Here is a 26,415-nt window from a genome sequence, read left to right on the forward strand (position 1 = left end):
CCGGGCCCGGGACATCCGTGCGGAGGTGCTTACTTCAGCTTGGTGCCCGTGGAACGCAGGTCGGCGCAGGCCTGCGTGACGCGCGCGGCCATGCCCGCCTCGGCGGACTTGCCCCAGCTGCGCGGGTCGTAGAACTTCTTGTTGCCGACCTCGCCGTCGACCTTCAGCACAGCGTCGTAGTTGCTGAACATGTGGTCCACGATCGGGCGGGTGAAGGCGTACTGGGTGTCGGTGTCGAGGTTCATCTTCACGACGCCGTTCTCCAGCGCGGTGGCGATCTCCTCGGCCGTGGAGCCGGAGCCGCCGTGGAAGACGAAGTCGAAGGGGGACGCCTGGCCGTACTTGGCGGCGACGCCCTCCTGGAGGTCCTTGAGGAGCTCGGGACGCAGGACGACGTTGCCCGGCTTGTAGACGCCGTGGACGTTGCCGAAGGAGGCGGCCAGCAGGTAGCGGCCCTTCTCGCCCAGGCCGAGCGCCTCGGCCGTACGCAGCGCGTCGTCGACGGTCGTGTACAGCTCGTCGTTGATCTCGTGCGTGACGCCGTCCTCCTCGCCACCGGTCGGGGTGATCTCGACCTCAAGGATGATCTTGGCGGCGGCGGCCTTGGCGAGCAGCTCCTGGCCGATGGCCAGGTTGTCCGCGAGGGTCTCGGCCGAACCGTCCCACATGTGCGACTGGAACAGCGGGTTCAGACCCTTGGCGACGCGCTCGGCGGAGACGTCGAGGAGGGGGCGGACGTACCCGTCCAGCTTGTCCTTGGGGCAGTGGTCGGTGTGCAGCGCGACGGTGACGTCGTACTTGGCGGCGACGATGTGCGCGAACTCGGCCAGGGCCACGGCGCCCGTCACCATGTCCTTGCTGTACTGGCCGCCCAGGAATTCGGCACCACCGGTGGAGATCTGGACGATGCCGTCGCTCTCCGCCTCCGCGAAGCCGCGCAGTGCAGCGTGCAGGGTCTGGGTCGACGTCACATTGATGGCCGGGTAGGCGAACTTGCCTGCCTTCGCCCGGTCGAGCATCTCGGCGTAGACCTCGGGGGTTGCGATGGGCATCTGACCGCTCCTTGGGATGTGCGGGTGTGCAGTGCTGGTCCCTGACCTGGGGGCGACGTCATCGTCGCCCCCATCTTCCCAGACTCTCGCTCCGGCTCCACCCTGCCCGTCCATCGAGATGCGCGAGGGGCGGCCGGTTTCACGTGAAACCGGCCGCCCCTCGAAGAAAGAGCAGGTCAGGAGAGGTCGAGGTCCGCGACCCCGTACACCTGCACATACGGCAGCCCGGCCTCCGCGATGGCCGAGGCCGCGCCGCGCTCCACGATCACCGCCACGGCCACCACCTCGCCGCCCGCCTCGCGCACCGCCTCGACCGCCGTCAGCGGGGAGCCGCCGGTGGTCGACGTGTCCTCGACGACGAGGCAGCGACGGCCCTTGACGTCCGTCCCCTCGATCCGGCGCTGCATCCCGTGGGCCTTCTGCGCCTTGCGGACGACGAAGGCGTCCAGGGTCTTCCCGCGCGCCGCGGAGGCGTGCAGCATCGACGTGGCGACCGGATCGGCGCCCAGCGTCAGACCGCCGACGCAGTCGTAGTCCAGCTCGGCGGTGGCATCGAGCATCATCTGGCCGACCAGCGGCGCGGCGGTGCCGTCCAGCGTGATCCGGCGCAGGTCGATGTACCAGTCGGCTTCCAGACCCGAGGAGAGAGTCACCTTGCCGTGTACCACGGCCTTGTCCTTGATCTGCTGGAGCAGCTCAGCGCGTACGTCAGTCATGTGCACGAGGGTAAGCGCTGCCGCCACCGCGCCGGTCCCACCGGTCAGAGCCGCTCCCAGCTCCACGTGGTCGTGATCTCCAGCGGCTCGATCGGGGTGACCAGCCGGGGCGCGGTGTTCAGACCGTTCGGCGGGCCCGACTGGGGCTCCACGCAGACCGCCTCCGCCTGCTCGTCGTAGATCACCACCCACTCGTCCCGGCTCTTCACCGTCAGCTCCAGCTGCTCGGGCCAGGTGAGCTTCACGTCCACGCCGTCGGGCATCCCGAAGCAGTCGTCCCAGGGGCCGGGAAGGGGATCGATCCGGCGGCCGGTCGGCAGGTGGTCGTCGCCGCGCTCCTCCTGCCAGGCGGCCTCGAAGTCGATCCGCACGTCCTGGCCCCCGGTGTTGCGGAGGAACCAGGGGTGCCACCCGGCCTGCGCCGGGAACGAGTCCCCGTACGTCTCGATGCCGAGGCGGAGCGTGAGCGAGTCCTCGGTCAGCTCGAAGGACTGCGTCACCCGGCCCTCGTACGGCCACGGTTCGGCCAGGTCGTAGAAGAAGGCGGCCTCCGCGTCGTCCTGCCGGGCGGGCTGCCAGGCGGTGTCGCGACCGGTGCCGTGGATGGCGTGCGGCGGGGAGTTCAGCGGCAGCCGGTGCAGCTCGTCACCGTTGCGGAAGCGGCCGTTCCCGGTACGGCCGCACCACGGCACCATGGGGAAACAGCCGTACCGCTCACCCTGGCGCAGCAGTTCGGTCCCCCCGATCCGGAGGCTGCTGATACGGCAGCCGTGGACGGGGTCGACGGTCAACTCGGCGTCGCCGGCGGTCAGCCGGACGTTCTTCGCAACTCTGCTCACCCCACGACACTACTGGCGCGTGGCCGTTCTCACCTCCGCCGCCGCAGGGCCCGGCCCACCACCACCGCCGAGGCGATCGCCAGGGCGGCCGCCGGAGCCGCCCAGCGCAGCGCCATGCCCGCGGCACCCGCCTCGGGCGACGGCACGGGGGCGTACCGGCCGCGCGGTGGGGCGTGGTCGACCTCCTCCGTGCTGCGGCCGATCATCGTGCGGCGGGCGTGCGCGGCCTCGGCCGGCGGGACGTCCGGCACGGTGAACTCCAGCTCCGCGGACGGGTCGAGCGAGGGCGGCGGCACGGGAGAGCCGAACACGGACTCCTGGTCGGAGGGCGACGCCTCGTCGGGGGACGCCTGGGCGTCCGCGGACGGCCGGGCATCGGGCGACGCCGGCGCGTCGGACCCCGGTGCCTCGACGGGCGGCGCTTCGTCCGGGGTGTTCCCGGGAGGCGGACCGGCAGCGGGACCCGAGTCGGAAGAGGAGGTGGGAGCGGGATCAGGGACGTCGTCCGGCGCCGGGGCGGCGGCGGGCTCCTCCCCGTCCCGCGTGGCCAGTGACTCCGTCACCAGCTGCTGGGTGAATCGGTCCAGCAGCCGGTACGCCGCAGCGAGCGCGGCCGCGCTGTCCAGCTCCACGAGGCGGCCGTCGCCGCTCGCCGACCCGCTGTACGCGATCCTCGTGCCGCCGTCCGTCTCCGTGAGCCCGACGGTCAGGGCCAGCTTCGCCCCGCCCGTGCCGCGGGCCTCCACGCCCTCCCCCGTCACGGAGAAGGTGTCATCGCCACGGGCGGCGAGCGTCAGCGCCCCGCGGTACGTGATCGTGTGGCCGTCGATCCGGATCCTGAACCGGCCCGCCAGCGGACCCGCCGACGCGTCGGCGTCCCGTTGGAGTCCTGGGACGCAGCGTGCGGCACGCACGGGATCACCCAGCGTCCGACGAAGGGACGGGACGGGAACCGGAACGAACACCTCATGCTCCATGTCTACCGAGCCTACTCAGCCCCGGCCGTCCCGTCAGCGCTTCCCCGCCCCGTACACAGCGGGGACCGCGCCGCGCCGCCCCGCCGCGCTCACGGTTCCTCCCAGTACCGCGGGTGCACCAGGGTCGAGGGCGGCACTCCCCGCAGCCGTACGCGCTCCGCCGAGCGGCCGGCCGCCAGCAGCTCCCGCTCCCCCAGCGACCGCAGCGCCGGGGCCCCGGGGCCTATGCGGAGCCGTCCCACCGCGTGCGGCGCCCCCAGGACGAACCCCCAGTCGTGCGGCGCCTCCGACGCGCCCGTGGCGCGGTCCGGGCCCGCGTCGAATCCCGTGAGACGGCCGTCGACGCGGTACGGGCGGGTCGCCAGCCCGGCCGCCCTCATCGACGCCTCCACCGTCCAGTAGGTCTCGGGCCTGCTGCTCAGCGGCCCCGCGTGGACCACCACCCGCCCGCGCGGCTCCAGGGCCTCCACGACCAGCCCGTAGAACTCCGCCGAATACAGCTTGGTGCTGGCCGTGATCCCCGGATCGGGCAGGTCCGAGACCACCACGTCGTACCGGCCCCGCGTGGCCCGCAGCCAGGTGAACGCGTCCCCCGGGACCGCGGTCAGCCGCGGATCGTCGTACGCGTGCCCGTTCAGCCCGGAGAGTGCCGGGTCCGTCCGGGCCAACCGGGTGACGGCCGGATCGAGCTCGACCACCACGACGGACTCGACGTCCGGATAGCGCAGCACCTCACGGGCGGCCAGCCCGTCGCCCCCGCCCAGGATCAGCACCCGGGCACGGGGCCCCTCCATCGCGGGGTGCACGAGCGCCTCGTGGTAGCGGTACTCGTCGCGCGAGCTGACCCGCAGGCGGCCGTCCAGATAGAGCTCGAGGGAGTCCCGTCCCTCTCCCGTGAGGACGACCTCCTGCACCTCGGTCTGCACGGCGACCCGCACCCCGTCCCCGTACACCGCGCGCCGTGCCGCCCGCTCGAAGTCGTCGACCAGGACCGTGGCCGTGGCCAGGAGGGCGATCACCGTGACGTTGACGCCGATCAGCAGCCAGCGCGCCCGGGTGCCGAGGTCACGCCGGAACACCCACAGCACCAGTGCGCCGCCCGCCGCCGCGTTGACCGCACCGGTGAACAGCGCCCCGGTCAACTGGCCCATCATCGGCAGCAGCAGGAACGGGAAGGCCAGCCCGCCGACCAGCGCGCCCACGTAGTCGGCGGCGAAGAGGTCCGCGACGGCCCCGCCCGCGTCCTGCCGGTCGACACGTTGGATCAGCGTCATCAGCAGCGGGATCTCCGCACCGATCAGGATCCCGATCGCGAGCGAGAACCCGACCAGTGCGTGGCGCGACTCCCCCAGCCAGGCGAACGAGGCGTACAGGACGAGCGCCGAGGTGCCGCCGATCAGCGCAAGGGCGGCCTCGACGAGCCCGAACCCGACAGCGGCACAGCCGCATAAACGTTTCGCGAGAAGCGACCCGATGCCCATGGCGAACACCATCACGGAGAGCACGACGGAGGCCTGCGTGACCGAGTCGCCGATCAGGTACGAGGCGAGCGCGACCAGTTCGAGCTCGTACACCAGGCCACACGCCGCGCAGATGAACACGGCCGCCAGCACGAGGAAGCGACCGGTCCTCGGCCGTACGGGAAGCCGCGCCGCGCCCCCTCGCAGCGACACCTGCTGGTCGATCATGACGCAACGTTACGTCACGAGAGGATCACCGTTTGTCACCCACAAGGGTGTAAGTGGCCCGCCCCGGACGCGCTCCGCTCCGCACCCGCCGGGCTCCGCCCGCTCACGGAACCGGTGCCGCCATGCGTGCACCGACCCGCGTCCGGGTCACCACCAACTGCCCCTCCTGCGGGTACGCGTGCCAGGTGCGCCAGCGCACCTGACCCTCCGTCACCTGCGCCAGCATCGCGGTGAAGGCGTACGGGCTGCCGGGGAACGTCCCCACGAGACCGTGCGGGTGGTCGGTCACCAGCGCGAGCAGCTCCTGCGCGCGCCCCGCGAACGAGCCCTCGGAGAGCGTCTCGACACGGGCCGCGAATTCGTACTCCCGGTCGCCCAGCCGCTTGGCGACACCGAGGGGCAGGGGCGTACTGCTGCCGGGGATGCACGCCACGGTCTCGGAGCACGTCCCGCGCTCCTCCTCCAGCAGCACCTGGTGGGAGGCGCCGAGCAGCCTCATCTGCAGCTTGGCACCGGCAAGCCGGAGGTCCAGTACGGCGAGGGCGGGCAGGGGCTCCCGCCCGAGCGCCCAGGCCAGGTCGGCGGCGCGGGTATCGGAATAGGCGGTCTGGAGGGTCGTGAGCATGGGCCGGCTCCGCAAACACACATGGACACATGGACAGGGGGCGCCCCGGTGCGGTGCACGTGGGGGCAGGGAAACGCCCGATCCGGCCCAACTCGGGTCCGAGGGCTGAATGTTCTCTACAGCGAGGAAATCATGAACTACGCCGCGCTCACAGCGTTTTTGCCCAACTTGACGTGGTTTCCATCCCCCTGGGGGCCGCACGGTTCACCTGTTCCCCGTACGGCCCAACAAAACGGTGCCCGGCGGGAGTTCGGCCCACCGGACACCTCACTGCTTCAGTGCCGTCACCGAACGCCGGTGACGCTCACGTCAGTTGCCGCCACCGCCGCAGCCACCGCCGCCACCGCAGGACGAGCCGCCGCCGCAGGAGTGCCCGCCGGAATGACCGGACCCGCTGTCGCCGGCCCACCAGCTGCCCCCGTCGGAACCGCCGGAGCCGCCGCTGTCGGAGCTCCGGCGCCCCCCACGCCGGCTGCGCCCCGCCAGCGGCTTCCTCCGGCCGGCCGACCCCGACACCAGGGCTCCCACGCCCGCACACACCAGCACGATGAACACGATGAAGATGAACAGGTCCACCGACCTCACATCCTTCTCTTCCCCCGAAGCGAGGTCCCCGCTTCTTTCGTGCCAGGGGGATTCCCTCGCCGCTCCGGGGCCAAAGCAGACTTGAGCAACTCCAGAGCTTCGGCCCAGGATGGCGCCCATGACACAGGGACGACCGCTGCTCAACCGCCGCCTCGCCGAGTTCGGAACGACGATCTTCGCCGAGATGACGGCGCTCGCCGTACGGACCGGATCGATCAACCTCGGCCAGGGCTTCCCCGACACGGACGGCCCCGACGAGATCCGCGAGGCCGCCGTCCGGGCCCTGCGCGCCGGCCACGGCAACCAGTACCCACCGGGCCCCGGGGTGCCCGAGCTGCGCACCGCCGTCGCGGAGCACCAGCAGCGGCGCTACGGGCTGGTCTACGACCCCGACACCGAGGTCCTCGTCACCACGGGCGCCACGGAGGCCGTCGCAGCCGCCCTGCTGGCCCTCCTGGAACCCGGTGACGAGGTCGTCGCCCTGGAGCCGTACTACGACTCGTACGCCGCCTGCATCGCCATGGCGGGCGGCACCAGGGTCCCCGTCACGCTGCACCCCCACGACGGGGCCTACCGGCTCGACCTCGACGAGCTCCGCGCCGCCGTCAACCCCCGCACCCGCCTGATCCTCCTGAACACCCCGCACAACCCCACCGGCACCGTGCTGACCCGCGACGAACTGTCCGCCGTCGCCGAGCTCGCCCGCGAGCGCGACCTCCTCGTCGTCACCGACGAGGTCTACGAGCACCTGGTCTTCGAGGGCGAGCACATCCCGCTCGCCTCGTTCCCCGGCATGCGCGAGCGCACGGTCACCATCAGCAGCGCGGGCAAGACCTTCTCGTTCACCGGCTGGAAGGTCGGCTGGATCACCGCGAGCCCGGAGCTGGTCACCGCGGTCCGCTCCGCCAAGCAGTTTCTGACGTACGTCTCCGGCGGGCCGCTGCAGTACGCGGTCGCCGAGGCCCTGTGCCTGCCCGACAGCTACTTCGACGCGCTGCGCGCGGACCTCCGCGCCAAGCGGGACCTGCTGAGCACCGGCCTCGCCGAGGCCGGTTTCGGGGTCTACGAGCCCGCCGGGACGTATTTCGTCACCACCGACATCCGCCCGCTGGGCGGCGAGCAGGACGGCCTCGCGTTCTGCCGGGCGCTGCCCGAGCGGTGCGGGGTCGTCGCCGTCCCGAACGCGGTCTTCTACGACCACCGCGACCAGGGCGCGCCCTTCGTCCGCTTCGCGTTCTGCAAGCGCACGGAGGTACTCACGGAGGCGGTCAGCCGCCTGAAGGGCCTCGCCATGCGCTGAGACCGTCCGGAACAGGAAGAAGCCCGGCCCGGGCGGCGGTCGTGATGACGCCGCCCCGGGCCGGGCTGCCGTGCCGCGGGGCCGATCAGGCCTCGGGGGAGGCCTCCGTGGGCGTGTCGCCCCCGGTCTTCTCGGCGGGCTCCAGGCCCAGACGCTCGACGAGCCACTTGTCGAACTCGATCGAGGCGCGCACCCAGCTGACCGTCGAGGAGACGAAGTGCTCCAGGCTGACGCCGGTGCCGATGAGCATCTGCGCCTCACCGATCAGCCGGACGGACGCCGCGGCACCCTCCTCACCCTCGTGGGCGTGCGTGTAGACCTTGGGCCACAGGGTGCGGCGGTTCCAGTCGTCGATCGCGTCGAGCAGCACGGCGCGCTGGTCCACGGCGTGCGGCCGGTCGTAGAACGTGCGCACCGAGAAGACCTGCTGCTCCTCCTCGCCGCGGAACATGAAGTACGTGCGGAACTCTTCCCACGGCGCGGCGAGGTCGCCCTCGTCGTCGACGACGTACTTCAGCTCCATCTGCTCGAGAAGCTGCTTGACCAGGTCCTGGTCAGGGACGACGGGGCCCTCGGGTCCTGTCGGCTGCGGCTCGGACTGGCCCCCGAAGTTGGGAATCGAGGACGGATCGATAGACATCGCTGGGTACTCCTGTGGATCGCTCGTGGTTTCCTGCCATCGACCCTAGCCCCGATCGGTGTCCAGTAGTCCTACGCCCTCAGGGGAATCGTCCCGGCGCCGGTCTGCCTGGCCCGTGCCCAGGAGACCGCGACCATGATCGCGCAGAGTGTTCCGACGAGCCCGGCCCCGCCGATCGTCAGGGCCGAGGACCCGGACAGCTGGGCCGCCAGCCCGCCCGCCGCGACGCCGATGCCCTGCATGGCCGTCAGCCCCGACCTGGCGAGTCCCAGCGCCTGGCCGCGCTGGTCGGCGGGGGTGAGCAGGACGAAGGTGGCTCCGGCGGTGATCTGGTAGGCCGAGCAGATGCCCGACACCAGCAGCACCAGCAGGGCGACCCCCACACCGGGGCCCGCCCAGTAGACGAGCAGGGGAAGATTCGCACCCACGGCCAGCGGCCCGAGCAGTTGGCGGCGCCGCTCGTCGCCCACGGACGCCCGCCCCAGGAGCGCGGCACCCAGCACCATGCCCGTGGGGTGCGCGGCGAGCAGGAGCCCCACCGACGCGGCACTCGCTCCGGCCTCCTCCGCGAAGGGTGCGGCGAGCCCCTCCGGCAGCACGATGAACCCGGCGAGCCAGCCGAGCGCGACCAGCGAACGCAGCCGGGGGTCCGACCAGATCAGTGCCGCCGCGCTCCGTACCTGGGTGTGCATCCGCTTCGGCCGCGCGTCGGCGCCGGCGTCCACAGGCCGGGCCTTCACGCCCACCCTGATCAGGACCGCTGAGATCAGGAACGTCACCGCGTTCAGTCCCAGAGAGACGTGACTGCCGAGCCATACGACGAGCACACCGCCGACGGCGAAGCCGACCAGCTGCCCGGACTGGTGCGTGATCATGATGACCCGCTGTCCGCGCTCGTAGAGGCGCTCGCCCAGGACGGCGGGCATCAGGGCCCCCTGCGAGGCGCCGAACGGGGCCTCGGCGAGCTGTGCGAGCACCAGCAGACCCGCCAGCAGCGGCAGCGGTGTACCGGGCAGAGCCATCAGCCCGACGAGGACGGCACGCACGAGGTCGCAGCCGATCATGACCGTGCGCCGGGGAAAGCGATCCGCCAGTCCGGTCAGGAGCACCCCGGACAGCAGGGCCGGCAGGCTCGTCAGGGCGTAGGTCGCCGCTGTCCAGCCGGCCGACTCGGTACGTTCGAAGACCAGGAGCGACAGCGCCACCCGCGCCAGCTGGTCACCCAGGACCGACTGCGCGAGGGCTGCCCACAGAGTACGAAATTCGCTGAGGCGAATCAGACTGTCGCTTCTGCAACCATTCGACTCCGCACATATATCACCGGGTTTTCGATCCGTCATGCGCGTACCATACCGGCCACCGAATTAACCAGACCGCGCCCGGACGCCAGGAATTAGGGTCCGGAGTGTCCCGATATCGAGCAGCGGCCAGGGCCCCGGGAGGGCGCCGATCGACCGCGTCCGAGCGTGGCGATATGTACCGTCCGGATACAAATGACAGCGGGCGGACCGCCCACATCTGCCATTCGGCCACGGTATGTAAATTTTCGGCTCGATTTCGCAGCGGGTTCTGCGGGGGAAGGACTCGATAAGCCTTCACAGATGACGGATGGGTAATGCACCCATCAATGCGACGACTTCCGGCACACGTGTGCCCCCGGCCGGGACACGAAACTGTCCGGCCAGGGGCCACACGGGTGGTCCGGCGAGGGCTAGAGGGTCTTGCCGGTGGGTACCTCCGCGGGGGTGGTCCCGCTGCGGGACGCCGCCCCCACGAGGAGACCGTCCCCGGCACGGTCCACCCGCACCGTGTCCCCGTCCTTGACCTCGCCCGCGAGGATCTCCTTCGCGAGCCGGTCGCCGATCGCGGTCTGGATCAGCCGCCGCAGCGGCCGGGCGCCGTACGCCGGGTCGTTGCCCTCCTCGGCCAGCCAGGCCAGGGCGTCCGGAGTCACGTCGAGGGTGATCCGCCGGTCGGCGAGGCGGCCGGCGAGGCGGGCGACCTGGAGGCCCGCGATGTGGGCGAGCTCGTCACCGGACAGGGCGGAGAAGACGACCAGGTCGTCGAGCCTGTTGAGGAACTCCGGCTTGAAGGACGCCCGCACGGCCGTCAGGACCTGCTCCTTCTTGACCTCGGGCTCGGTCAGCGGGTCGACCAGGAACTGGCTGCCCAGATTCGACGTGAGGACCAGGATGGTGTTGCGGAAGTCCACCGTCCGGCCCTGCCCGTCGGTGAGCCGGCCGTCGTCGAGGACCTGGAGCAGGACGTCGAAGACCTCGGGGTGGGCCTTCTCCACCTCGTCCAGCAGCACGACGCTGTACGGGCGGCGGCGGACCGCCTCCGTGAGCTGGCCGCCCTCCTCGTAGCCGACGTAGCCGGGCGGCGCACCGACCAGGCGGGCGACGCTGTGCTTCTCGCCGTACTCGCTCATGTCGATGCGGATCATGGCCCGCTCGTCGTCGAAGAGGAAGTCCGCGAGGGCCTTGGCCAGCTCGGTCTTGCCGACACCGGTCGGGCCGAGGAACAGGAACGAGCCGGTGGGACGGTCGGGGTCGGCGATGCCCGCTCGGGTGCGGCGCACCGCGTCGGACACGGCTCGCACGGCCTCGGACTGGCCGATCAGGCGCCTGCCCAGCTCGGACTCCATCCGCAGGAGCTTCTGCGTCTCGCCCTCCAGGAGGCGACCGGCCGGAATGCCGGTCCACGCCCCGACGACATCGGCGATGTCGTCCGGGCCGACCTCCTCCTTGACCATCGTGTCCACGGCAGCCTCCTGCTCGGCCTCAGCGGCTTCCGCCAGCTCGCGCTCCAGGCCGGGGATCTCCCCGTACAGCAGCTTGGACGCGGTGTCGAAGTCGCCGTCGCGCTGGGCGCGCTCGGCCTGGCCGCGGAGTTCGTCGAGCCTCTCCTTGAGCTCGCCGACGCGGTTGAGGCCCTGCTTCTCCTTCTCCCAGCGGGCGGTGAGGCCGCGCAGCTCCTCCTCCTTGTCGGCGAGGTCGCGGCGGATCTTCTCCAGGCGCTGCTTGGAACCCTCGTCCGTCTCGTTCTTGAGCGCCAGCTCCTCCATGTGCAGCCGGTCGACGGACCGCTGGAGCTCGTCGATCTCCAGCGGGGAGGAGTCGATCTCCATGCGCAGCCGGGAGGCGGCCTCGTCGACCAGGTCGATGGCCTTGTCGGGGAGGAAGCGGGAGGTGATGTAGCGGTCGGAGAGGGTCGCGGCGGCCACCAGCGAGGAGTCGGCGATCTGGACCTTGTGATGGGCCTCGTAGCGGCCCTTGAGGCCGCGCAGGATCGCGATGGTGTCCTCGACGGACGGCTCGGCGACCAGGACCTGCTGGAAGCGGCGCTCCAGGGCGGGGTCCTTCTCGATGCGCTCGCGGTACTCGTCCAGGGTGGTGGCACCGACCATGCGGAGCTCACCGCGGGCGAGCATCGGCTTGAGCATGTTGCCCGCGTCCATGGCGGAGTCGCCGCCGGCGCCCGCCCCCACGACGGTGTGCAGCTCGTCGATGAAGGTGATGATCTGGCCGTCGCTCTCCTTGATCTCGGAGAGGACGGTCTTGAGCCGCTCCTCGAACTCGCCGCGGTACTTGGCACCCGCGACCATCGCGCCGAGGTCCAGGGAGACGAGCCGCTTGTTCCTCAGGGACTCCGGGACGTCGCCCTTGACGATGCGCTGCGCGAGCCCTTCGACGACGGCCGTCTTGCCGACGCCGGGCTCCCCGATGAGCACGGGGTTGTTCTTCGTGCGCCGCGACAGCACCTGCACGACGCGGCGGATCTCCTGGTCACGGCCGATGACCGGGTCCAGCTTGCCCTCGCGCGCGGCAGCCGTGAAATCCGTACCGAACTTCTCCAGGGCCTTGTACTGGCCCTCGGGGTCGGGAGTGGTCACCCGGCGCCCTCCCCTGCTCTTCTCGAATGCGTCCAGCAGCTTCTTGGCGCCGGCTCCCTGCCCGTCGAGGATCTCACCGCTGCGGCCGCCCTTCGCCGCGACGGCGATCAGCAGGTGCTCGGTGGAGAGGTAGTCGTCCCCGAGCTCCTTCGCCCGCTGGGCGGCGTCGGAGATGACGGCGAGCAGCTCACGGTTGGGCTGGGGCGGTGCGACGGTCGATCCGGTAACGCTGGGCAGCGTACCCAGCAGCCGTTCGGTCTCGGCACGCACGGCCGCCTGGTCGGCGTCGACCGCGGCCAGCAGGTCGACGATGTTCGCGTTGTCCTCGCCCTCGAGCAGTGCGAGCAGCAGATGCGCGGGGGTCAGATCGGGGTGTCCGTCCTTGACGGCCCTGCCGGTGGCCGCGTTGAGGGCGTCCCGGCTCCTGTTGGTCAGCTCGGCGTCCACGGGCGCTGTCTCCTCCTCGTTCTGGTGCTTCACGGAACCATGACTCGCACAACGGGTACAAAGTTGAGTCTATTCCACTCAAGCCTGAACGCACACCTCCGCACGCCGGCCGCTCACCTCCGGACACGCGCCGCACACCCCGCCACGCGCACCGCGGCCCCCGTCTCTAGGCTGACCCCATGCCCGACGTACGCAACCCCGGCCCCGAATACCTCGCCTTCTGGCGGGAGCGCCATGTCTGCACCCTGACGACCCTCCGGCCCGACGGCACCCCGCACGTGGTGCCCGTCGGCGTGACGTACGACCCGGAGACCCTGCTCGCCCGCGTCATCACCGACAAGCACAGCAGGAAGGTCGCGCACATCCTGGCCGCCGGCCCGGAGGGGGCACGGGTCGCGGTCTGCCAGATGCAGGGACGCCGCTGGGCGACCCTGGAGGGCCGCGCGGCAGTGCGCACGGAGGCGGAGCAGGTGGAGGACGCGGTACGCCGTTACGCGGAGCGGTACGAGCGCACTCCGGCACACAATCCCGACAGGATCGTCATCGAGATCGCCGTGGACCGGGCGCTCGGCAGAGGCTGACCCGCGTCCGGACAGCACAACGGCGCCATCGTGTTCAGGTCACGATGGCGCCGCTGTGTGGGGGAAGTGCCCGAACGATCTGGAACGACGGGGGAATCGTTCAGGCACTGCGGGGGGTGGCGGAAATGGCTTCTTGTTCGAACAGCTCGTGGTCACGCTGATCGAGATTGACGAAAATCATGCCGTACCTCACGGCACAGCGGACCGGTTGCGGAGCGCCACGGGGCCGGCGAAGACAGCGATAGGCGCGGATATCGTCATCCGTTTCCATCACGACGACAATCGGTTCTCCGAACAGGGTGACCATCAACGAATCGCCCTGGCGGGTAAGTGCCGTGAGCAGATCGATGAAATGCCACCCTGAGCGATAGGCCGTGGCCATCTCCCGCCGGAAAGTGCGGTCGTCCGGTGGGGTGGTCATGCCGCAGTGCCGGTCGGAGCCGCACCCCACGTGATGTCACCGGATGCCGCGCCCCAGGTGATGTCACCCGAGCCCGCACCCCACGTGATGTCACCGGATGCCGCACCCCACGTGATGTCACCCGAGCCCGCACCCCACGTGATGTCACCGGGAACGACCGTCGCCTGCTCGGCCGGCGCAGTCCCCCCGGCGATGTCGTGGACACCCAACGCGCCGTAGGCCAGGGCCCCCACGAAAGCTGTGGCAAGCACCGAGCGAAGCATTCGCTTAGACATTTCGGCTTCGTCCTCACTTGATGGATTCATCTCCCCCGCACTCAAGACGATGTCTCACGCGGACACGCAAGCACCACTGGATCGATGCATCATGTTCTTGCACGTACAGGAACATGGGGGGTGGAGATATGGATACAAGTGACTCAAAAGGTTCACATCGGCACGGGATCACCGAACTGTGCGATGCGGGACAGCACCTCTATGCAAGTGCATTGCGGTCCGGTCGCATACCGCGATCGGAGGTGGAGCCCGCTCCGTGCCTGATGGACTTCGCCCTGCTCCACCCCGACCCGGACGACGCCGACTGGCTACGCCCCGTGCCGCCCTCGGCGGCCCTCGCCCAGCGGCTGCACCCCATCGAGAGGGAGATCCAGGAGCGCAGACGCCACTCCCTGCAGCTGACCGAGTCCTTCGAGCCGTTCATGGACATCAGCGCGCAGGATCCGCCGACGACGCACGCCATCACCGTGCTCGAGGGCGGCACGCGCATCAACGCGGCCATCGACGTGGCCACCGCGGAGTGCCGCACCGAAGTGCTCACCGTGCAGCCCGGAGGCGCCCGGAGCGAGGACATCCTCAGCAAGGGGCTGGAGCGCGGCACGGCCGTGGTGAACCGCGGCGTCAGCATCCGGACGCTCTACCAGCACACGGTCCGCCATCATCACGGAACCTTCGCCTACGCGGAACGGCTCGCCGAAGGTGTGGAGATCCGCACCCTCGAGGAGCTCGTGCAACGCATGCTCATCTTCGACCGCACGGTCGCCTTCATCCCCGCACAGGACGACCTGACGGTCGCGCTGGAGCTCCGGCACCCGGGCCTCGTCTCCTATCTGATCGCCGTCTTCGAGCAGCTCTGGCAACGCGCCACCCCCCTGCTGGAGGACGTCCCGTACACCCCGACCCCCGCAGGGATCAGCGGAGTCCAGCGCTCCATCGCCCAACTGCTGGTCGAGGGACACGTGGACGACTCCATAGCCCGCAGGCTCGGCATGAACGTCCGCACGTGCCGTGCGCACATCGCCAAGCTCAACGCGGCTCTCGGAAGCGGCAGTCGGGCGCAGCTCGGCTACCTCATCTCACAGTCGGGCATCCTGGACCGGAAAAGCTGACGGCGGTGTCCCGTTCGCACGAGGCGTCGCCACCCGATGACGGGCGGACTCCACCCGGCATTCGGGCAGAGCCCCCGGAGCACGGCACACCCACACTCCACCCGGCCACTAGGCTCGCGCCACCGGCAACTTGTTGCAGTGCACAGAGCGGGGGGCTCCCAGATGGGGACAGAAACGGCGCAACCGCCGCACCGCCACGGGCCGAGAGAGCTCTGCGCTCCCGGACTCGCGCTGTACGAACGGGCACTGCGCCAGGGGCGGATCGCCCGTTCGGACCTCGCCGCCGCACCGTGCCTCACCGACGCCGCGCTGGTCCAGGCCGATCCCTGGGACGAGGCCTGGCTGCGCCCCGTACCGCCGTCCGCGGCCCTGGCCCGTCTGCTGCAGCCGCTCACACGTGAGATAGACGAACGCATCGAGCGGACGCTCGAACTGACCCGTTCACTGGCGCCGCTGACCGCCATAGCCAACGGTGACCCCCATCTGGCCATCACCATGCTGGAAGGCCCCGAGGCGATACGGACGGCCATCCAGGACGCCACCTCCCAGGCCACGGACGAGGTCCTCACGGCACAGCCGGGGAGCACCCGGCCCCAGGGCACCCTCCGGACGGCCCTGGACAACGCCGTGACGGTCATCGCCCGGGGCGCCGGGCTCCGTCACATCTACCAGCACCCGGCGCGCTACAGCAGCCAGGTCAGGGACTACCTCAGCAAGGTGCCCCCGGAGGCCCTCCAGGTGCGGACCACCGAGCTGACCGTGGAGCGGCTCCTCATCTTCGACCGCACGGTGGCCTTCATCCCCGCCACTCCCGACCGCAGCTCGGCACTGCAGATCCGGCACCCCGCGCTGGTCCGCTATCTCGTCCAGGTCTACGAGGTCCTCTGGGCGCAGGCCACGCCCTTCACCCAGCACCTCCCGACGACCGCCCCCGGGGTCCGGGTGACCGCCGTCCAGCAGAGCATCGCCCGGCTCCTCAGCCAGGGCCACGTCGACGACGTCGTGGCCCGCAAGCTCGGCATCAGCGTCCGCACCTGCCGCTCCCACGTCGCCAAGCTCATGCAGACCCTGGGCGCCACCAGCCGCACCCACCTCGGTGCCCTGATCGTGCAGTCCGGCATCGTGGACACCGCCGCGAGCACACGGACAGGGCCCGCCCCGGAGTGACGCACTCCGGGGCGGGCCCTGTCCGGCCGACTCAGTCCGGCCGGCTCAGTCCGTCGGCCTCTTCGGGCGCCAGACGACCAGCGCGCTGGTCTGCTGCACGTCCTGGTACGGCACCAGGTCACGCCGGTAGGAGGCGTGCACCTGGGCCTCGCGCTGCTGCATGGCCACGGCCGCGCCGTCCACCGCCGCCGAGAGCTCGGCGACGCGCTGCTGGAGCGCGGCGACCTGGTTCTCGAGCTCGATGATGCGCTTGATGCCCGCCAGGTTGATGCCCTCGTCCTGCGACAACTGCTGCACCGTGCGGAGCAGTTCGATGTCGCGGGCCGAGTAGCGCCTGCCCCGCCCGGCCGTGCGGTCGGGCGAGACCAGCCCGAGGCGGTCGTACTGGCGCAGTGTCTGCGGGTGCAGGCCCGAGAGCTGGGCCGCGATCGAGATCACGTACACCGGTGATTCATCGGTCAGCTGGTACGGATTGCGTCGACGGCCGTCCATCTCAAGCTCCCTTCGCAGCCTGGAACAGCTCCGCCCGCGGGTCCTCCCCCGCGGTCGCCTTCCGGTAGGCCTCCAGCGCTTCCTGAGCGTCCGCGCCGAGATCCTTGGGTACGGCCACCTCGACGGTGACGAGGAGGTCGCCCCGGGTGCCGTCCTTGCGCACGGCGCCCTTCCCGCGAGCCCGCATGGTACGCCCGTTCGGCGTGCCCGCCGGCAGTTTCAGGGTGACCGGGGGTCCGCCGAGCGTGGGCACCTTCACCTCGCCGCCGAGCGCCGCCTCCGTGAAGGTGACGGGCACGGTGACCGTGAGGTTGTCCCCCTTGCGGCCGAACACCGGGTGCGCGTCGACGTGGACGACGACGTAGAGATCGCCGGCCGGTCCGCCCCGCTCGCCCGGGCTGCCCTTGCCACGCAGCCGGATCCGCTGGCCGTCCAGCACCCCGGCCGGAATCCGGACCTGCATGGTGTGCGCCGACTTCGCCCGGCCGCTGCCCTTGCAGACCTCGCAGGGGTCCTGGGCGATCAGGCCCCGGCCCTTGCAGTCCACGCAGGGGTCCGTGAGCGAGAATCCGCCACCGCTGCCGCGCGACACCTGACCGGTGCCGACACAGGTCGGGCAGACCCTCGGGGTGCCGTTCTTGTCGCCGGTGCCCGAACAGGCCTTGCAGGGGGCCTGGCTGGACATCCGCAGCGGGACGGTGGCCCCGTCGACGGCCTCGGTGAAGCTGAGCGTCACCTCGGACTCGATGTCCTGGCCGCGGCGCGGCTGGACACGGGTGCCCGTGCCGCCCCGGTTGAACAGTCCCCCGAAGACGTCTCCCAGGCCGCCGCCACCGGCGCCGAAGCCGCCGGCTCCGCCGCCCTGGCCACCACCCGGGGCACCGCCGAAGAGGTCGCCCAGGTCGAAGTTGAAGTTGCCGCCCGCGCCGCCGGGACCCGCCCGGAAGCCTCCGTTGCCGAAGAGCGCGCGCGCCTCGTCGTACTCCTTGCGCTTCTTGGGGTCACCGAGGATGTCGTTCGCCTCGGAGATCTCCTTGAAGCGCTCCTCCGCCTTCGCGTCACCCTTGTTGGCGTCCGGGTGGAACTCGCGTGCGAGCTTCCGGTACGCCTTCTTGACCTCGGCGTCGGTGGCGTCCTTGGGGACGCCGAGAACCTTGTAGTAGTCCTTCTCGACGAAGTCCTTCGTACTCATCGACGTCCCTCCTTCCGGACGATCGGCCGTGCGGCCGGCCCCGTGGCCGGCCGCACGCCCCGTCGGTGTTCACCGCAGTGGTCGGACTGGACGTCAGACCTCTTCGGTGCCACCGCTCTCCTCGTCGTCTGTCTGCTCTTCCTTCGCGGCCGCGGGCGTGGCACCCGGCTGCGGTTCCGCCACGGCCACCCGCGCGGGGCGGATGGTGCGCTCCCCGATGCGGTACCCCGGCTGCAGAATCGCCACGCAGGTCGTCTCGGTGACGTCCGGCGCGTACGAGTGCATCAGGGCCTCGTGGATCGTCGGGTCGAAGGGCTCGCCCTCCTTGCCGAACTGCTGGAGGCCCAGCTTTGCGGCCACCGTCTCCAGCGATTCGCCGACCGACTTGAAGCCGCCGACGAGCTCGTTGTGCTCCCGCGCGCGGCCGATGTCGTCGAGCACGGGCAGGAGGTCGGACATGAGGCCCGCGACGGCGAGCTCCTTGACCGTGACCCTGTCCCGCTCCACGCGGCGGCGGTAGTTCTGGTATTCGGCCTGGAGCCGCTGGAGGTCCGCCGTGCGCTCGCTGAGCGCGGTACGGACCTGGTCCAGCTGAGCTGTCAGAGCCGCTGTCTGCTGTACGTCCCCGGCCGGGGCCGCCGCCTCCTCCTCGGAGGGGGTGGCGGCCTTCGGCTCGACTTCGTCGGAACTGGCGCCGGAGGGGACGTCAGGCTTCTCGTCGAAGCCCGGAGTCTCCTCGGTCACGCCGCACCGCCCTTGGTGTCCTTCTCGTCGTCGACGATCTCGGCGTCGACGACGTCGTCGTCGGCCTTCGCGCCGGCGCCGCCCTGGGCGTCCGCACCCGGCGTCGCACCGTCGGCCTGGGTGTTGGCGTACATCGCCTGGCCCAGCTTCTGGGAGACGGCCGCGACCTTCTCGGTGGCGGTACGGATCTCGGCGGTGTCCTCGCCCTTGAGCTTCTCCTTCAGCTCGGTGAGCGCGGTCTCCACCTCCGTCTTCACGTCGCCGGGAACCTTGTCCTCGTTGTCCTTGAGGAACTTCTCCGTCTGGTAGACGAGCTGCTCGCCCTGGTTGCGCGACTCGGCGGCCTCGCGGCGGCGGTGGTCCTCGTCCGCGTACTGCTCGGCCTCTTCACGCATCCGGTTGACCTCGTCCTTCGGCAGCGAGGAGCCACCGGTGACGGTCATCTTCTGCTCCTTGCCGGTGCCGAGGTCCTTGGCAGCGACGTGCATGATGCCGTTGGCGTCGATGTCGAACGCGACCTCGATCTGCGGCACACCGCGCGGGGCCGGCGGCAGGCCGGTGAGCTCGAACATCCCGAGCTTCTTGTTGTACGCCGCGATCTCGCGCTCGCCCTGGTAGACCTGGATCTGCACGGACGGCTGGTTGTCCTCGGCCGTCGTGAAGATCTCGGAGCGCTTGGTCGGGATCGTGGTGTTGCGCTCGATGAGCTTGGTCATGATCCCTCCCTTGGTCTCGATACCGAGGGACAGCGGGGTCACGTCGAGGAGCAGGACGTCCTTGACCTCGCCCTTGAGGACACCGGCCTGGAGCGAGGCGCCGATGGCGACGACCTCGTCCGGGTTCACACCCTTGTTGGCGTCCTGGCCGCCCGTGAGCTCCTTGACGAGCTCGGCGACGGCCGGCATACGGGTCGAGCCACCGACGAGGACGACGTGGTCGATCTCGGAGAGCTGGATGCCCGCGTCCTTGACGACGTTGTGGAACGGCGTCTTGCAGCGCTCCAGCAGATCGGCGGTCAGCTGCTGGAACTGCGAGCGCGTGAGCTTCTCGTCCAGGTGCAGCGGGCCCTCGGCCGACGCCGTGATGTACGGGAGGTTGATCGTGGTCTCGGTCGAGGACGAGAGCTCGATCTTCGCCTTCTCCGCGGCCTCGCGGAGACGCTGGAGAGCCATCTTGTCCTTGGACAGGTCCACGCCGTGCCCGTTGGCGAACTGCTTCACCAGGTGGTCGACGACGCGCTGGTCCCAGTCGTCACCACCGAGGTGGTTGTCACCGTTGGTGGCCTTCACCTCGACGACGCCGTCACCGATCTCCAGGAGGGACACGTCGAAGGTGCCGCCACCGAGGTCGAAGACGAGGATCGTCTGGTCGTCCTTGTCGAGCCCGTACGCCAGCGCGGCGGCCGTCGGCTCGTTGACGATGCGCAGGACGTTGAGGCCCGCGATCTCACCGGCCTCCTTCGTCGCCTGGCGCTCGGAGTCGTTGAAGTACGCCGGGACGGTGATGACCGCGTCGGCGACCTTCTCGCCCAGGTACGCCTCGGCGTCGCGCTTCAGCTTCTGCAGGATGAAGGCGCTCATCTGCTGCGGGTTGAAGTTCTTGCCGTCGAGCTCGATCTTCCAGTCAGTGCCCATGTGGCGCTTGACCGAACGGATCGTCCTGTCGACGTTCGTCACTGCCTGGCGCTTGGCGACCTCGCCGACGAGCACCTCGCCGTTCTTGGCGAAGGCGACGACGGACGGCGTGGTCCTGGCGCCTTCGGCGTTGGTGATGACGGTGGGCTCGCCGCCTTCGAGAACGCTGACGACGGAGTTAGTCGTGCCCAGGTCGATGCCGACCGCACGTGCCATTTCGATTCCTCCAACTGACTACTTGAGTGGATCTGACTCAAGGATGCATGACACCAGCCCCGGAGTCAAAGGACCTGAGCCACATCGACTCAACTAAGGTGCTCACACCCATCCTGAGCTGGTCTTTTATCTTGCTCATACGCTGCTGTGGCCGACTCGACCGGACGCCGCACCCGCGACACCCCGCACTCCCGTCGCGCCACACACCCCCGACCCACCATCGCATCGTGGGATCGTTCTGTCACAAAATGCAGCGAGACGGTCATAACGGCACGTCATGGATCCCGGGCAGGTGCGATGCAGCACGCGAAGCAGACCGCGGTACACAGGACCACGCACCCCGCCGCGACGCTCGCCGCGCAGGCGGCCTCACGCGCCGCCGAACTGGTCATGACCCGCCTGGCCGCCACGACGGTCAAACGGAGTCTGGACCTGGCACTCGGCTCCGTCCTGCTGGTCCTGGCCGCCCCCGCGCTCGCCCTCGGCGCGCTCGCCCTCACACTCAGGGCGGGCCTGCGACCCGGAGGCGTACTGAGCCGCGAGATCCGCACGGGCCTCGGCGGCCGCACCTTCGAGCTGCGCTCACTACGGACCCGGAGGCTCCGGCTCGACCTGCTGTCCCGGCTGCCCCACGTCGTACGGGGGGAGCTCTCGCTCGTCGGCCCGGCCCCGCGGGCGCCCGACGATCCGGAGGTCTGCGGTCCCGCCGCCGGCCGCTGGCGGCGGGAGGTCCGCCCGGGCCTGACCGGCCTGGCCCAGGTGCGCGCCCGCTCCGGAATGCCGTGGGACGAACCCGCCCTGCTCGACGCGCACTACGCGGAGCATCATGGGACAGGCCTCGACCTGGTGATCCTGGCGCAGTCCGTACACATTCCGATGCGTGCGGCACTGCGTGGAGTGGCCCACCCGGGAAAGGCTCACCTGAGCGACACAGATCACCGCCTGCCCGGCTACAGCGTGGCGGAATAAGTGGATAGTGTCAGCACAGACTGATTAAGTTACTGCTTAGTAATCGCTTGTACGTGCTGGATCCCACCCTCGCAGGCCCGAGGAGCCCCCAAATGCAACTCGCCGCGATCATCGTGTCGCTGGTGCTGACCGTCGTCGGCGTTGCGCTCATCGCCCGAGCCGTCGCGCAGATCTACCGGTTCGTCCGCATCGGACAGCCGGTCCCGGCAGGCAGCCGCACCGACAACCCCAAGCAGCGCACGATCACCCTGGCCAAGGAGTTCCTCGGCCACACCCGGATGAACCGGTGGGGCATCGTCGGCTTCGCCCACTGGTTCGTCGCCATCGGCTTCCTGACGCTGCCACCGACCCTGCTCCAGGCGTACGGGCAGCTCTTCCAGGCCGACTGGGTGCTGCCGATCGTCGGCGGCTGGCTGCCGTTCGAGATGTACATCGAGTTCATCGGCATCATGACCGTGCTCGGTATCGTCACGCTGATGGCCATCCGGCTGCTGAACCTGCCCTCGCGGGCCGGCCGCAAGTCGCGCTTCACCGGCTCGATCGCCTGGCAGGCGTACTTCGTCGAGTACATCATCCTGATCATCGGCCTGGCCATCCTGACCCTGCGCGGTCTCGAGGGCGCGATCCACCACGTCGACGGCTACGAGGCCTCGTACTTCGTCTCGTATCCCCTGGTGCTCGCCTTCAAGGGGCTCGCGGTCGGCACGCTCCAGAACCTCATCTACTTCACCGCCATGATCAAGATCGGCACCTCGCTGATCTGGATGATCACGGTCTCGCTCAACACCAACATGGGTGTCGCCTGGCACCGCTTCCTCGGCTTCCCGAACATCTGGTTCAAGCGGAACGCCGACGGAGAGGTCGCGCTCGGCGCGCTCCAGCCCATGACGTCGGGCGGCAAGGAGATCGACTTCGAGGACCCGGGCGAGGACGACACCTTCGGTGTGTCCCAGGTCGAGCAGTTCTCCTGGAAGGGCATCCTCGACTTCTCCACGTGCACCGAGTGCGGTCGCTGCCAGTCGCAGTGCCCCGCCTGGAACACGGGCAAGCCGCTCTCCCCGAAGCTCCTGATCATGTCCCTGCGCGAGCACGCGCACGCCAAGGCCCCGTACCTGCTGGCCGGCGGCGGCAAGGACATGGAGGGTAACGAGCAGGCGAGCGAGGAACAGCTCAAGGACGTCCCCGCCGCCGCCCTCGCGGAGGCCGAACGCCCCCTCATCGGCACCGCCGAGGAGAACGGCGTCATCGACCCGGACGTGCTGTGGTCCTGCACCACCTGCGGTGCGTGCGTGGAGCAGTGCCCGGTCGACATCGAGCACATCGACCACATCGTCGACATGCGCCGCTACCAGGTGATGATCGAGTCCGCGTTCCCGTCCGAGGCGGGCACGATGCTCAAGAACCTGGAGAAGAAGGGCAACCCCTGGGGGCTGGCCAAGAAGCAGCGCGTCGAGTGGACCAAGGAGGTCGACTTCGAGGTCCCGATCGTCGGCAAGGACGTCGAGGACCTCAGCGAGATCGACTACCTGTACTGGGTCGGCTGTGCGGGCGCCCTCGAGGACCGCGCCAAGAAGACGACGAAGGCCTTCGCGGAGCTCCTCCACATCGCGGGCGTCAAGTTCGCGATCATGGGCGGCGACGAGAAGTGCACCGGTGACTCGGCCCGCCGCCTCGGCAACGAGCCGCTGTTCCAGCAGCTCGGCCAGGAGAACGTCGCGATGCTGAACATGGCTTTCGGCGAGGACGACGAGGACGACTCGACGAAGAAGGCGAAGTCGGCGAAGAAGATCGTCGCGACCTGCCCGCACTGCTTCAACACCATCGCGAACGAGTACCCGCAGCTCGGCGGCGAGTACGAGGTCATCCACCACACGCAACTGCTCCAGCACCTGGTGGACGAGGGCAAGCTGATCCCGGTGACGCCGGTCGAGGGTCTGATCACGTACCACGACCCCTGCTACCTGGGCCGTCACAACAAGATCTACACGCCCCCGCGCGAGATCATCGCGAAGGTCCCGGGCCTGCGGAACGAGGAGATGCACCGCCACAAGGAGCGCGGCTTCTGCTGCGGCGCCGGCGGTGCCCGGATGTGGATGGAGGAGCGGATCGGCAAGCGCATCAACAACGAGCGCGTCGACGAAGCCCTCTCCCTCAACCCGGACATCGTCTCCACCGCCTGCCCGTTCTGCCTCGTCATGCTGACCGACTCGGTCAACGGCAAGAAGAACGACGGCCAGGCGAAGGAGTCGATCCAGGTGGTCGACGTGTCGCAGCTGCTCCTGGAGTCCGTGAAGACCCCCGCCGACCCGGCGGACGACGCGGAGCCGGCGGGCCAGCCCGAACCCGAGCCAGTGAAGTAGCCGCGCTCTCGTGCACGGAAGCGGCCGGACCTGCCTCGGGGGCAGGACCGGCCGCTTCCGTCCGTCCGGGGCCCCCGGGGCACCCGGGGCGGGGCGCCTGCCCTTCCGCGGGCTGCCCGGCGGGGTGACGGTGGGCGGTCCGGACGGACCGCGGGGAGTGGCCCGAACGGACCGCGGTGGGCGGCACGGACGGACCGTGGCGGGTGCGGCAGGCCCCCGGCCGGACCCCCTGCAGACCCCTCGGGGTTCCCCTAGTGGATGTCACAGCTAGGCCGCAAAGGCCCTCGTCTTCCCCCGGCCCCCACACCGCACCCACACGGACCAGGTACGTTCGGTGCGTGGCTGGATTCAGGATCGGACGCGGCCGGGACAACCGCACACGGCAGCAACACCCGCAGCAGCAGGAGCCGTACGGCACGCAGGCACCGCCGCCGCCGTACGGCCGGCAGTCGTGGCCGCCCACGGGCGGCGGCGGCGCGGCGTACGGAGGCTCCCAGGGAGCCCCGTACGGCGGCGGGCAGAGCGGCAACGGACAGGGACACGGAGGAAGCGGACACGGGGGCGGGCACGGTGAGCCGGAGTACTTCGGCGACCCGTACCACCAGCCCCCGCAACAGGACCCCTACGCCAACGCCCCGGGTCACACCCAGGCGTTCAGCATCAACGAGGACCCGTACGGCGACGGGAACACCTACCAGGGCGGCCAGGCGCCCGCCCAGCCCGCCGGCCCGCGGCTGCACTGGAAGCAGTTGCTGAGCGGCATCGTGCTGCGCCCCGGGCCGACGTTCTGGCAGATGCGCGACTACCCCGTCTGGGGCACCGCGCTCGTCGTCACGTTCGTCTACGGGCTGCTCGCGCTCTTCGGCTTCGACCAGGCCCGCGACGAGGCGATCCACGCGGAGGTCTCCACGGCCGCCCCGTACGTGATCATCACGGGCATCGGCTTCGTCATCGGCGGCCTGGTCCTCGGCGCGGTCACCCACACCCTGGCCCGCCAGCTCGGCGGCACGGGATCCTGGCAGCCGACCGTGGGCCTGTCCATGCTGATCATGTCGATCACGGACGCCCCGCGGCTGGTCTTCGCCCTGTTCCTGGGCGGCGAGAACTCCCTGGTGCAGATCCTCGGCTGGATCACCTGGCTGGCCGCCGGAGCGCTGTTCACGTCCATGGTGAGCAAGTCGCACGACCTGCCCTGGCCGAAGGCCCTGGGCGCCTCCGCCATCCAGCTGATCGCGCTGCTCTCGATCATCAAGCTCGGCACGATCTGACCGGGCGGACAACAGGAAGGGCCCGGCGCCTCCCGGCACCGGGCCCTCCTTGCGTCTTCGTCCGCCGGGCGGCGGGCGGGCAGCGGGAGCCCTACGAGTCGAGGACCTGCCCCGTACGACGCACCACGGGCTTCTCCACGCTCCACGGGAAGTTGATCCACTGATCGGTCTTCTTCCACACGTACTCGCACTTCACGAGCGACTGCGGCTTCTCGTAGATGACCGCGCTGCGCACCTCGGCCACGTGGTCGATACAGAAGTCCCGCACCAGCTTCAGCGTCTTGCCGGTGTCGGCCACGTCGTCGGCGATCAGGACCTTCTTGCGCGTGAAGTCGATCGCGTTCGGCACGGGTGCCAGCATGACGGGCATGTCCAGGGTGGTCCCGACCCCGGTGTAGAACTCGACGTTCACCAGGTGGATGTTCTTGCAGTCCAGCGCGTACGCCAGACCGCCCGCGACGAAGACCCCGCCCCGCGCGATGCTCAGCACGACATCGGGCTCGTACCCGTCGTCGGCGACCGCCTGCGCCAGCTCCCGCACGGCGAGCCCGAAGGCCTCGTACGTCAGATTCTCCCGTGCCTCACCAGCCATGCCGCGTCACACCTGCGTCCGGTGGAAGTTCATGTACGACCGGGAGGCGGTAGGCCCCCGCTGCCCCTGGTAGCGCGACCCGTACCGCTCGGAGCCGTACGGGAACTCCGACGGCGAGCTCAGCCGGAACATGCACAGCTGACCGATCTTCATGCCCGGCCAGAGCTTGATCGGCAGCGTCGCCAGATTCGACAGCTCCAGCGTCACGTGTCCGGAGAAGCCGGGGTCGATGAACCCCGCCGTCGAGTGCGTCACCAGCCCGAGCCGGCCCAGCGAGCTCTTGCCCTCCAGCCGTGATGCGAGATCGTCGGGGAGCGAGATGACCTCGTACGTCGACGCCAGCACGAACTCGCCGGGGTGGAGGATGAACGCCTCGTCACCCTCCGGTTCGACCGTGCGGGTCAGGTCCACCTGCTCGACCGCGGGATCGATATGCGGATAGCGGTGGTTCTCGAACACCCGGAAGTAGCGGTCGAGCCGCACATCGATGCTCGAGGGCTGCACCATCGAGGCGTCGAACGGGTCAATGCGAACCCGCCCGGCGTCGATCTCGGCCCGGAGGTCCTTATCTGAGAGAAGCACCCACCGAGGATACGCAGAACGCGCGAGCCCGCCCCAACCGGACCGCCCC

The 26,415-nt window shown here is 70.0% G+C and carries 25 protein-coding genes; 7 read left to right on the plus strand and 18 right to left on the minus strand.

Features of this window, described 5'->3' with window-relative positions:
• Nucleotides 1-29: 29 nt before the first annotated feature.
• From fbaA to OG927_RS15420, 7 genes are all read right to left on the minus strand, one after another.
• Nucleotides 30-1,052, minus strand: coding sequence for a class II fructose-bisphosphate aldolase (fbaA, locus tag OG927_RS15390; RefSeq protein ID WP_056793320.1), 1,023 nt, complete (start codon nucleotides 1,050-1,052; stop codon nucleotides 30-32).
• A 176-nt stretch (nucleotides 1,053-1,228) separates the two neighbouring features.
• On the minus strand, nucleotides 1,229-1,768 hold the full coding sequence (gene pyrE / locus OG927_RS15395; RefSeq protein WP_056793594.1) for an orotate phosphoribosyltransferase: 540 nt from the start codon (nucleotides 1,766-1,768) through the stop codon (nucleotides 1,229-1,231).
• A gap of 44 nt (nucleotides 1,769-1,812) precedes the next feature.
• Nucleotides 1,813-2,607 (minus strand): aldose epimerase family protein, encoded by a 795-nt coding sequence (locus OG927_RS15400; protein ID WP_056793319.1) that lies wholly within the window; start codon nucleotides 2,605-2,607, stop codon nucleotides 1,813-1,815.
• A gap of 29 nt (nucleotides 2,608-2,636) precedes the next feature.
• On the minus strand, nucleotides 2,637-3,584 hold the full coding sequence (locus OG927_RS15405) for an SRPBCC domain-containing protein (protein ID WP_056793318.1): 948 nt from the start codon (nucleotides 3,582-3,584) through the stop codon (nucleotides 2,637-2,639).
• An 89-nt stretch (nucleotides 3,585-3,673) separates the two neighbouring features.
• Nucleotides 3,674-5,272, minus strand: coding sequence for a polyamine aminopropyltransferase (locus OG927_RS15410; RefSeq protein WP_056793317.1), 1,599 nt, complete (start codon nucleotides 5,270-5,272; stop codon nucleotides 3,674-3,676).
• 103 nt (nucleotides 5,273-5,375) lie between these two features.
• The gene (locus tag OG927_RS15415; RefSeq protein WP_124281949.1) at nucleotides 5,376-5,897 is read right to left on the minus strand and encodes a DUF2617 family protein; all 522 of its coding nucleotides are present in this window, start codon (nucleotides 5,895-5,897) and stop codon (nucleotides 5,376-5,378) included.
• Nucleotides 5,898-6,206: 309 nt separating this feature from the next.
• On the minus strand, nucleotides 6,207-6,473 hold the full coding sequence (locus OG927_RS15420) for a hypothetical protein (protein WP_124281948.1): 267 nt from the start codon (nucleotides 6,471-6,473) through the stop codon (nucleotides 6,207-6,209).
• A gap of 127 nt (nucleotides 6,474-6,600) precedes the next feature.
• On the opposite strand from OG927_RS15420, the gene OG927_RS15425 reads away from it, so the two are divergent.
• Nucleotides 6,601-7,782 (plus strand): pyridoxal phosphate-dependent aminotransferase, encoded by a 1,182-nt coding sequence (locus tag OG927_RS15425; RefSeq protein WP_330320314.1) that lies wholly within the window; start codon nucleotides 6,601-6,603, stop codon nucleotides 7,780-7,782.
• A gap of 85 nt (nucleotides 7,783-7,867) precedes the next feature.
• Here OG927_RS15425 and OG927_RS15430 read toward each other — a convergent pair whose 3' ends face one another.
• The 3 genes from OG927_RS15430 to clpB all read right to left on the minus strand — a co-directional run bounded on the left by OG927_RS15430 (nucleotide 7,868) and on the right by clpB (nucleotide 12,764).
• A complete protein-coding gene (locus OG927_RS15430) occupies nucleotides 7,868-8,422 on the minus strand; it encodes a YbjN domain-containing protein (protein ID WP_330320315.1) in 555 nt (184 codons plus the stop codon).
• A gap of 71 nt (nucleotides 8,423-8,493) precedes the next feature.
• Nucleotides 8,494-9,762 (minus strand): MFS transporter, encoded by a 1,269-nt coding sequence (locus tag OG927_RS15435; RefSeq protein WP_056793312.1) that lies wholly within the window; start codon nucleotides 9,760-9,762, stop codon nucleotides 8,494-8,496.
• 371 nt (nucleotides 9,763-10,133) lie between these two features.
• Nucleotides 10,134-12,764, minus strand: a complete 2,631-nt coding sequence (gene clpB, locus OG927_RS15440) for an ATP-dependent chaperone ClpB (protein WP_056793311.1) — start codon at nucleotides 12,762-12,764, stop codon at nucleotides 10,134-10,136.
• Between the two features lie 179 nt (nucleotides 12,765-12,943).
• Between clpB and OG927_RS15445 the strand changes: the two genes are divergently transcribed.
• Complete coding sequence (locus OG927_RS15445) at nucleotides 12,944-13,345, plus strand: pyridoxamine 5'-phosphate oxidase family protein (RefSeq protein ID WP_056793310.1); 402 nt, start codon at nucleotides 12,944-12,946, stop codon at nucleotides 13,343-13,345.
• A 100-nt stretch (nucleotides 13,346-13,445) separates the two neighbouring features.
• Here OG927_RS15445 and OG927_RS15450 read toward each other — a convergent pair whose 3' ends face one another.
• Nucleotides 13,446-13,766: a Rieske (2Fe-2S) protein gene (locus tag OG927_RS15450; RefSeq protein ID WP_033296620.1), complete on the minus strand. Its 321-nt coding sequence runs from the start codon at nucleotides 13,764-13,766 to the stop codon at nucleotides 13,446-13,448.
• Entirely contained in the window at nucleotides 13,763-14,017 is a 255-nt protein-coding gene (locus tag OG927_RS15455) for a 5'-nucleotidase (protein ID WP_330320316.1), read from the minus strand. Before OG927_RS15455 ends, OG927_RS15450 begins: the two co-directional genes overlap by 4 nt.
• A 152-nt stretch (nucleotides 14,018-14,169) precedes the next feature.
• Here OG927_RS15455 and OG927_RS15460 point away from each other — a divergent pair, with 152 nt between their 5' ends.
• Both OG927_RS15460 and OG927_RS15465 read left to right on the plus strand, forming a co-directional pair.
• The gene (locus tag OG927_RS15460) at nucleotides 14,170-15,150 is read left to right on the plus strand and encodes a helix-turn-helix domain-containing protein (RefSeq protein ID WP_199862862.1); all 981 of its coding nucleotides are present in this window, start codon (nucleotides 14,170-14,172) and stop codon (nucleotides 15,148-15,150) included.
• Nucleotides 15,151-15,312: 162 nt separating this feature from the next.
• Complete coding sequence (locus tag OG927_RS15465; RefSeq protein WP_124281946.1) at nucleotides 15,313-16,317, plus strand: helix-turn-helix transcriptional regulator; 1,005 nt, start codon at nucleotides 15,313-15,315, stop codon at nucleotides 16,315-16,317.
• Nucleotides 16,318-16,362: 45 nt separating this feature from the next.
• On the opposite strand, the gene OG927_RS15470 is transcribed toward OG927_RS15465, so the two are convergent.
• The 4 genes from OG927_RS15470 to dnaK form a co-directional block, all read right to left on the minus strand.
• A complete protein-coding gene (locus OG927_RS15470; RefSeq protein ID WP_056793306.1) occupies nucleotides 16,363-16,809 on the minus strand; it encodes a heat shock protein transcriptional repressor HspR in 447 nt (148 codons plus the stop codon).
• Between the two features lies 1 nt (nucleotide 16,810).
• Complete coding sequence (gene dnaJ, locus OG927_RS15475; protein WP_056793305.1) at nucleotides 16,811-18,001, minus strand: molecular chaperone DnaJ; 1,191 nt, start codon at nucleotides 17,999-18,001, stop codon at nucleotides 16,811-16,813.
• Between the two features lie 93 nt (nucleotides 18,002-18,094).
• Nucleotides 18,095-18,745, minus strand: coding sequence for a nucleotide exchange factor GrpE (grpE, locus tag OG927_RS15480; protein WP_056793304.1), 651 nt, complete (start codon nucleotides 18,743-18,745; stop codon nucleotides 18,095-18,097).
• Nucleotides 18,742-20,595 carry a molecular chaperone DnaK gene (gene dnaK / locus OG927_RS15485; protein WP_056793303.1) on the minus strand — a complete coding sequence of 618 codons (1,854 nt, stop codon included), beginning with the start codon at nucleotides 20,593-20,595 and terminating at the stop codon, nucleotides 18,742-18,744. Before dnaK ends, grpE begins: the two co-directional genes overlap by 4 nt.
• Before the next feature lie 297 nt (nucleotides 20,596-20,892).
• Between dnaK and OG927_RS15490 the strand changes: the two genes are divergently transcribed.
• The 3 genes from OG927_RS15490 to OG927_RS15500 all read left to right on the plus strand — a co-directional run bounded on the left by OG927_RS15490 (nucleotide 20,893) and on the right by OG927_RS15500 (nucleotide 25,192).
• The gene (locus tag OG927_RS15490; RefSeq protein ID WP_408058072.1) at nucleotides 20,893-21,564 is read left to right on the plus strand and encodes a sugar transferase; all 672 of its coding nucleotides are present in this window, start codon (nucleotides 20,893-20,895) and stop codon (nucleotides 21,562-21,564) included.
• A gap of 92 nt (nucleotides 21,565-21,656) precedes the next feature.
• Nucleotides 21,657-23,924: a (Fe-S)-binding protein gene (locus tag OG927_RS15495; protein ID WP_056793301.1), complete on the plus strand. Its 2,268-nt coding sequence runs from the start codon at nucleotides 21,657-21,659 to the stop codon at nucleotides 23,922-23,924.
• Between the two features lie 338 nt (nucleotides 23,925-24,262).
• The gene (locus OG927_RS15500; RefSeq protein WP_056793300.1) at nucleotides 24,263-25,192 is read left to right on the plus strand and encodes a Yip1 family protein; all 930 of its coding nucleotides are present in this window, start codon (nucleotides 24,263-24,265) and stop codon (nucleotides 25,190-25,192) included.
• A 91-nt stretch (nucleotides 25,193-25,283) separates the two neighbouring features.
• Here the strand turns inward: OG927_RS15500 and OG927_RS15505 are convergent, their stop codons facing one another.
• Both OG927_RS15505 and dcd read right to left on the minus strand, forming a co-directional pair.
• Nucleotides 25,284-25,784 carry a phosphoribosyltransferase gene (locus OG927_RS15505; RefSeq protein WP_056793299.1) on the minus strand — a complete coding sequence of 167 codons (501 nt, stop codon included), beginning with the start codon at nucleotides 25,782-25,784 and terminating at the stop codon, nucleotides 25,284-25,286.
• Nucleotides 25,785-25,790: 6 nt separating this feature from the next.
• Entirely contained in the window at nucleotides 25,791-26,366 is a 576-nt protein-coding gene (gene dcd / locus OG927_RS15510; RefSeq protein WP_056793298.1) for a dCTP deaminase, read from the minus strand.
• Nucleotides 26,367-26,415: the final 49 nt, after the last annotated feature.

Origin of the sequence: Streptomyces clavifer, assembly GCF_036345975.1 — a bacterium.
GTDB lineage: Bacteria > Actinomycetota > Actinomycetes > Streptomycetales > Streptomycetaceae > Streptomyces > Streptomyces clavifer.

Excerpts from the sequence above, each read along its gene's own strand:
- OG927_RS15405 (WP_056793318.1), bottom strand. The coding sequence starts at position 3,584 with ATGGAGCATGAGGTGTTCGTTCCGGTTCCCGTCCCGTCCCTTCGTCGG.
- OG927_RS15460 (WP_199862862.1), top strand. The coding sequence starts at position 14,170 with ATGGATACAAGTGACTCAAAAGGTTCACATCGGCACGGGATCACCGAA.
- OG927_RS15505 (WP_056793299.1), bottom strand. The coding sequence starts at position 25,784 with ATGGCTGGTGAGGCACGGGAGAATCTGACGTACGAGGCCTTCGGGCTC.
- OG927_RS15425 (WP_330320314.1), top strand. The coding sequence starts at position 6,601 with ATGACACAGGGACGACCGCTGCTCAACCGCCGCCTCGCCGAGTTCGGA.
- pyrE (WP_056793594.1), bottom strand. The coding sequence starts at position 1,768 with ATGACTGACGTACGCGCTGAGCTGCTCCAGCAGATCAAGGACAAGGCC.
- OG927_RS15445 (WP_056793310.1), top strand. The coding sequence starts at position 12,944 with ATGCCCGACGTACGCAACCCCGGCCCCGAATACCTCGCCTTCTGGCGG.
- OG927_RS15410 (WP_056793317.1), bottom strand. The coding sequence starts at position 5,272 with ATGATCGACCAGCAGGTGTCGCTGCGAGGGGGCGCGGCGCGGCTTCCC.
- OG927_RS15495 (WP_056793301.1), top strand. The coding sequence starts at position 21,657 with ATGCAACTCGCCGCGATCATCGTGTCGCTGGTGCTGACCGTCGTCGGC.
- dnaK (WP_056793303.1), bottom strand. The coding sequence starts at position 20,595 with ATGGCACGTGCGGTCGGCATCGACCTGGGCACGACTAACTCCGTCGTC.
- OG927_RS15415 (WP_124281949.1), bottom strand. The coding sequence starts at position 5,897 with ATGCTCACGACCCTCCAGACCGCCTATTCCGATACCCGCGCCGCCGAC.
- OG927_RS15490 (WP_408058072.1), top strand. The coding sequence starts at position 20,893 with ATGCAGCACGCGAAGCAGACCGCGGTACACAGGACCACGCACCCCGCC.
- OG927_RS15430 (WP_330320315.1), bottom strand. The coding sequence starts at position 8,422 with ATGTCTATCGATCCGTCCTCGATTCCCAACTTCGGGGGCCAGTCCGAG.
- dnaJ (WP_056793305.1), bottom strand. The coding sequence starts at position 18,001 with ATGAGTACGAAGGACTTCGTCGAGAAGGACTACTACAAGGTTCTCGGC.
- fbaA (WP_056793320.1), bottom strand. The coding sequence starts at position 1,052 with ATGCCCATCGCAACCCCCGAGGTCTACGCCGAGATGCTCGACCGGGCG.
- OG927_RS15450 (WP_033296620.1), bottom strand. The coding sequence starts at position 13,766 with ATGACCACCCCACCGGACGACCGCACTTTCCGGCGGGAGATGGCCACG.
- OG927_RS15470 (WP_056793306.1), bottom strand. The coding sequence starts at position 16,809 with ATGGACGGCCGTCGACGCAATCCGTACCAGCTGACCGATGAATCACCG.
- OG927_RS15435 (WP_056793312.1), bottom strand. The coding sequence starts at position 9,762 with ATGACGGATCGAAAACCCGGTGATATATGTGCGGAGTCGAATGGTTGC.
- OG927_RS15465 (WP_124281946.1), top strand. The coding sequence starts at position 15,313 with ATGGGGACAGAAACGGCGCAACCGCCGCACCGCCACGGGCCGAGAGAG.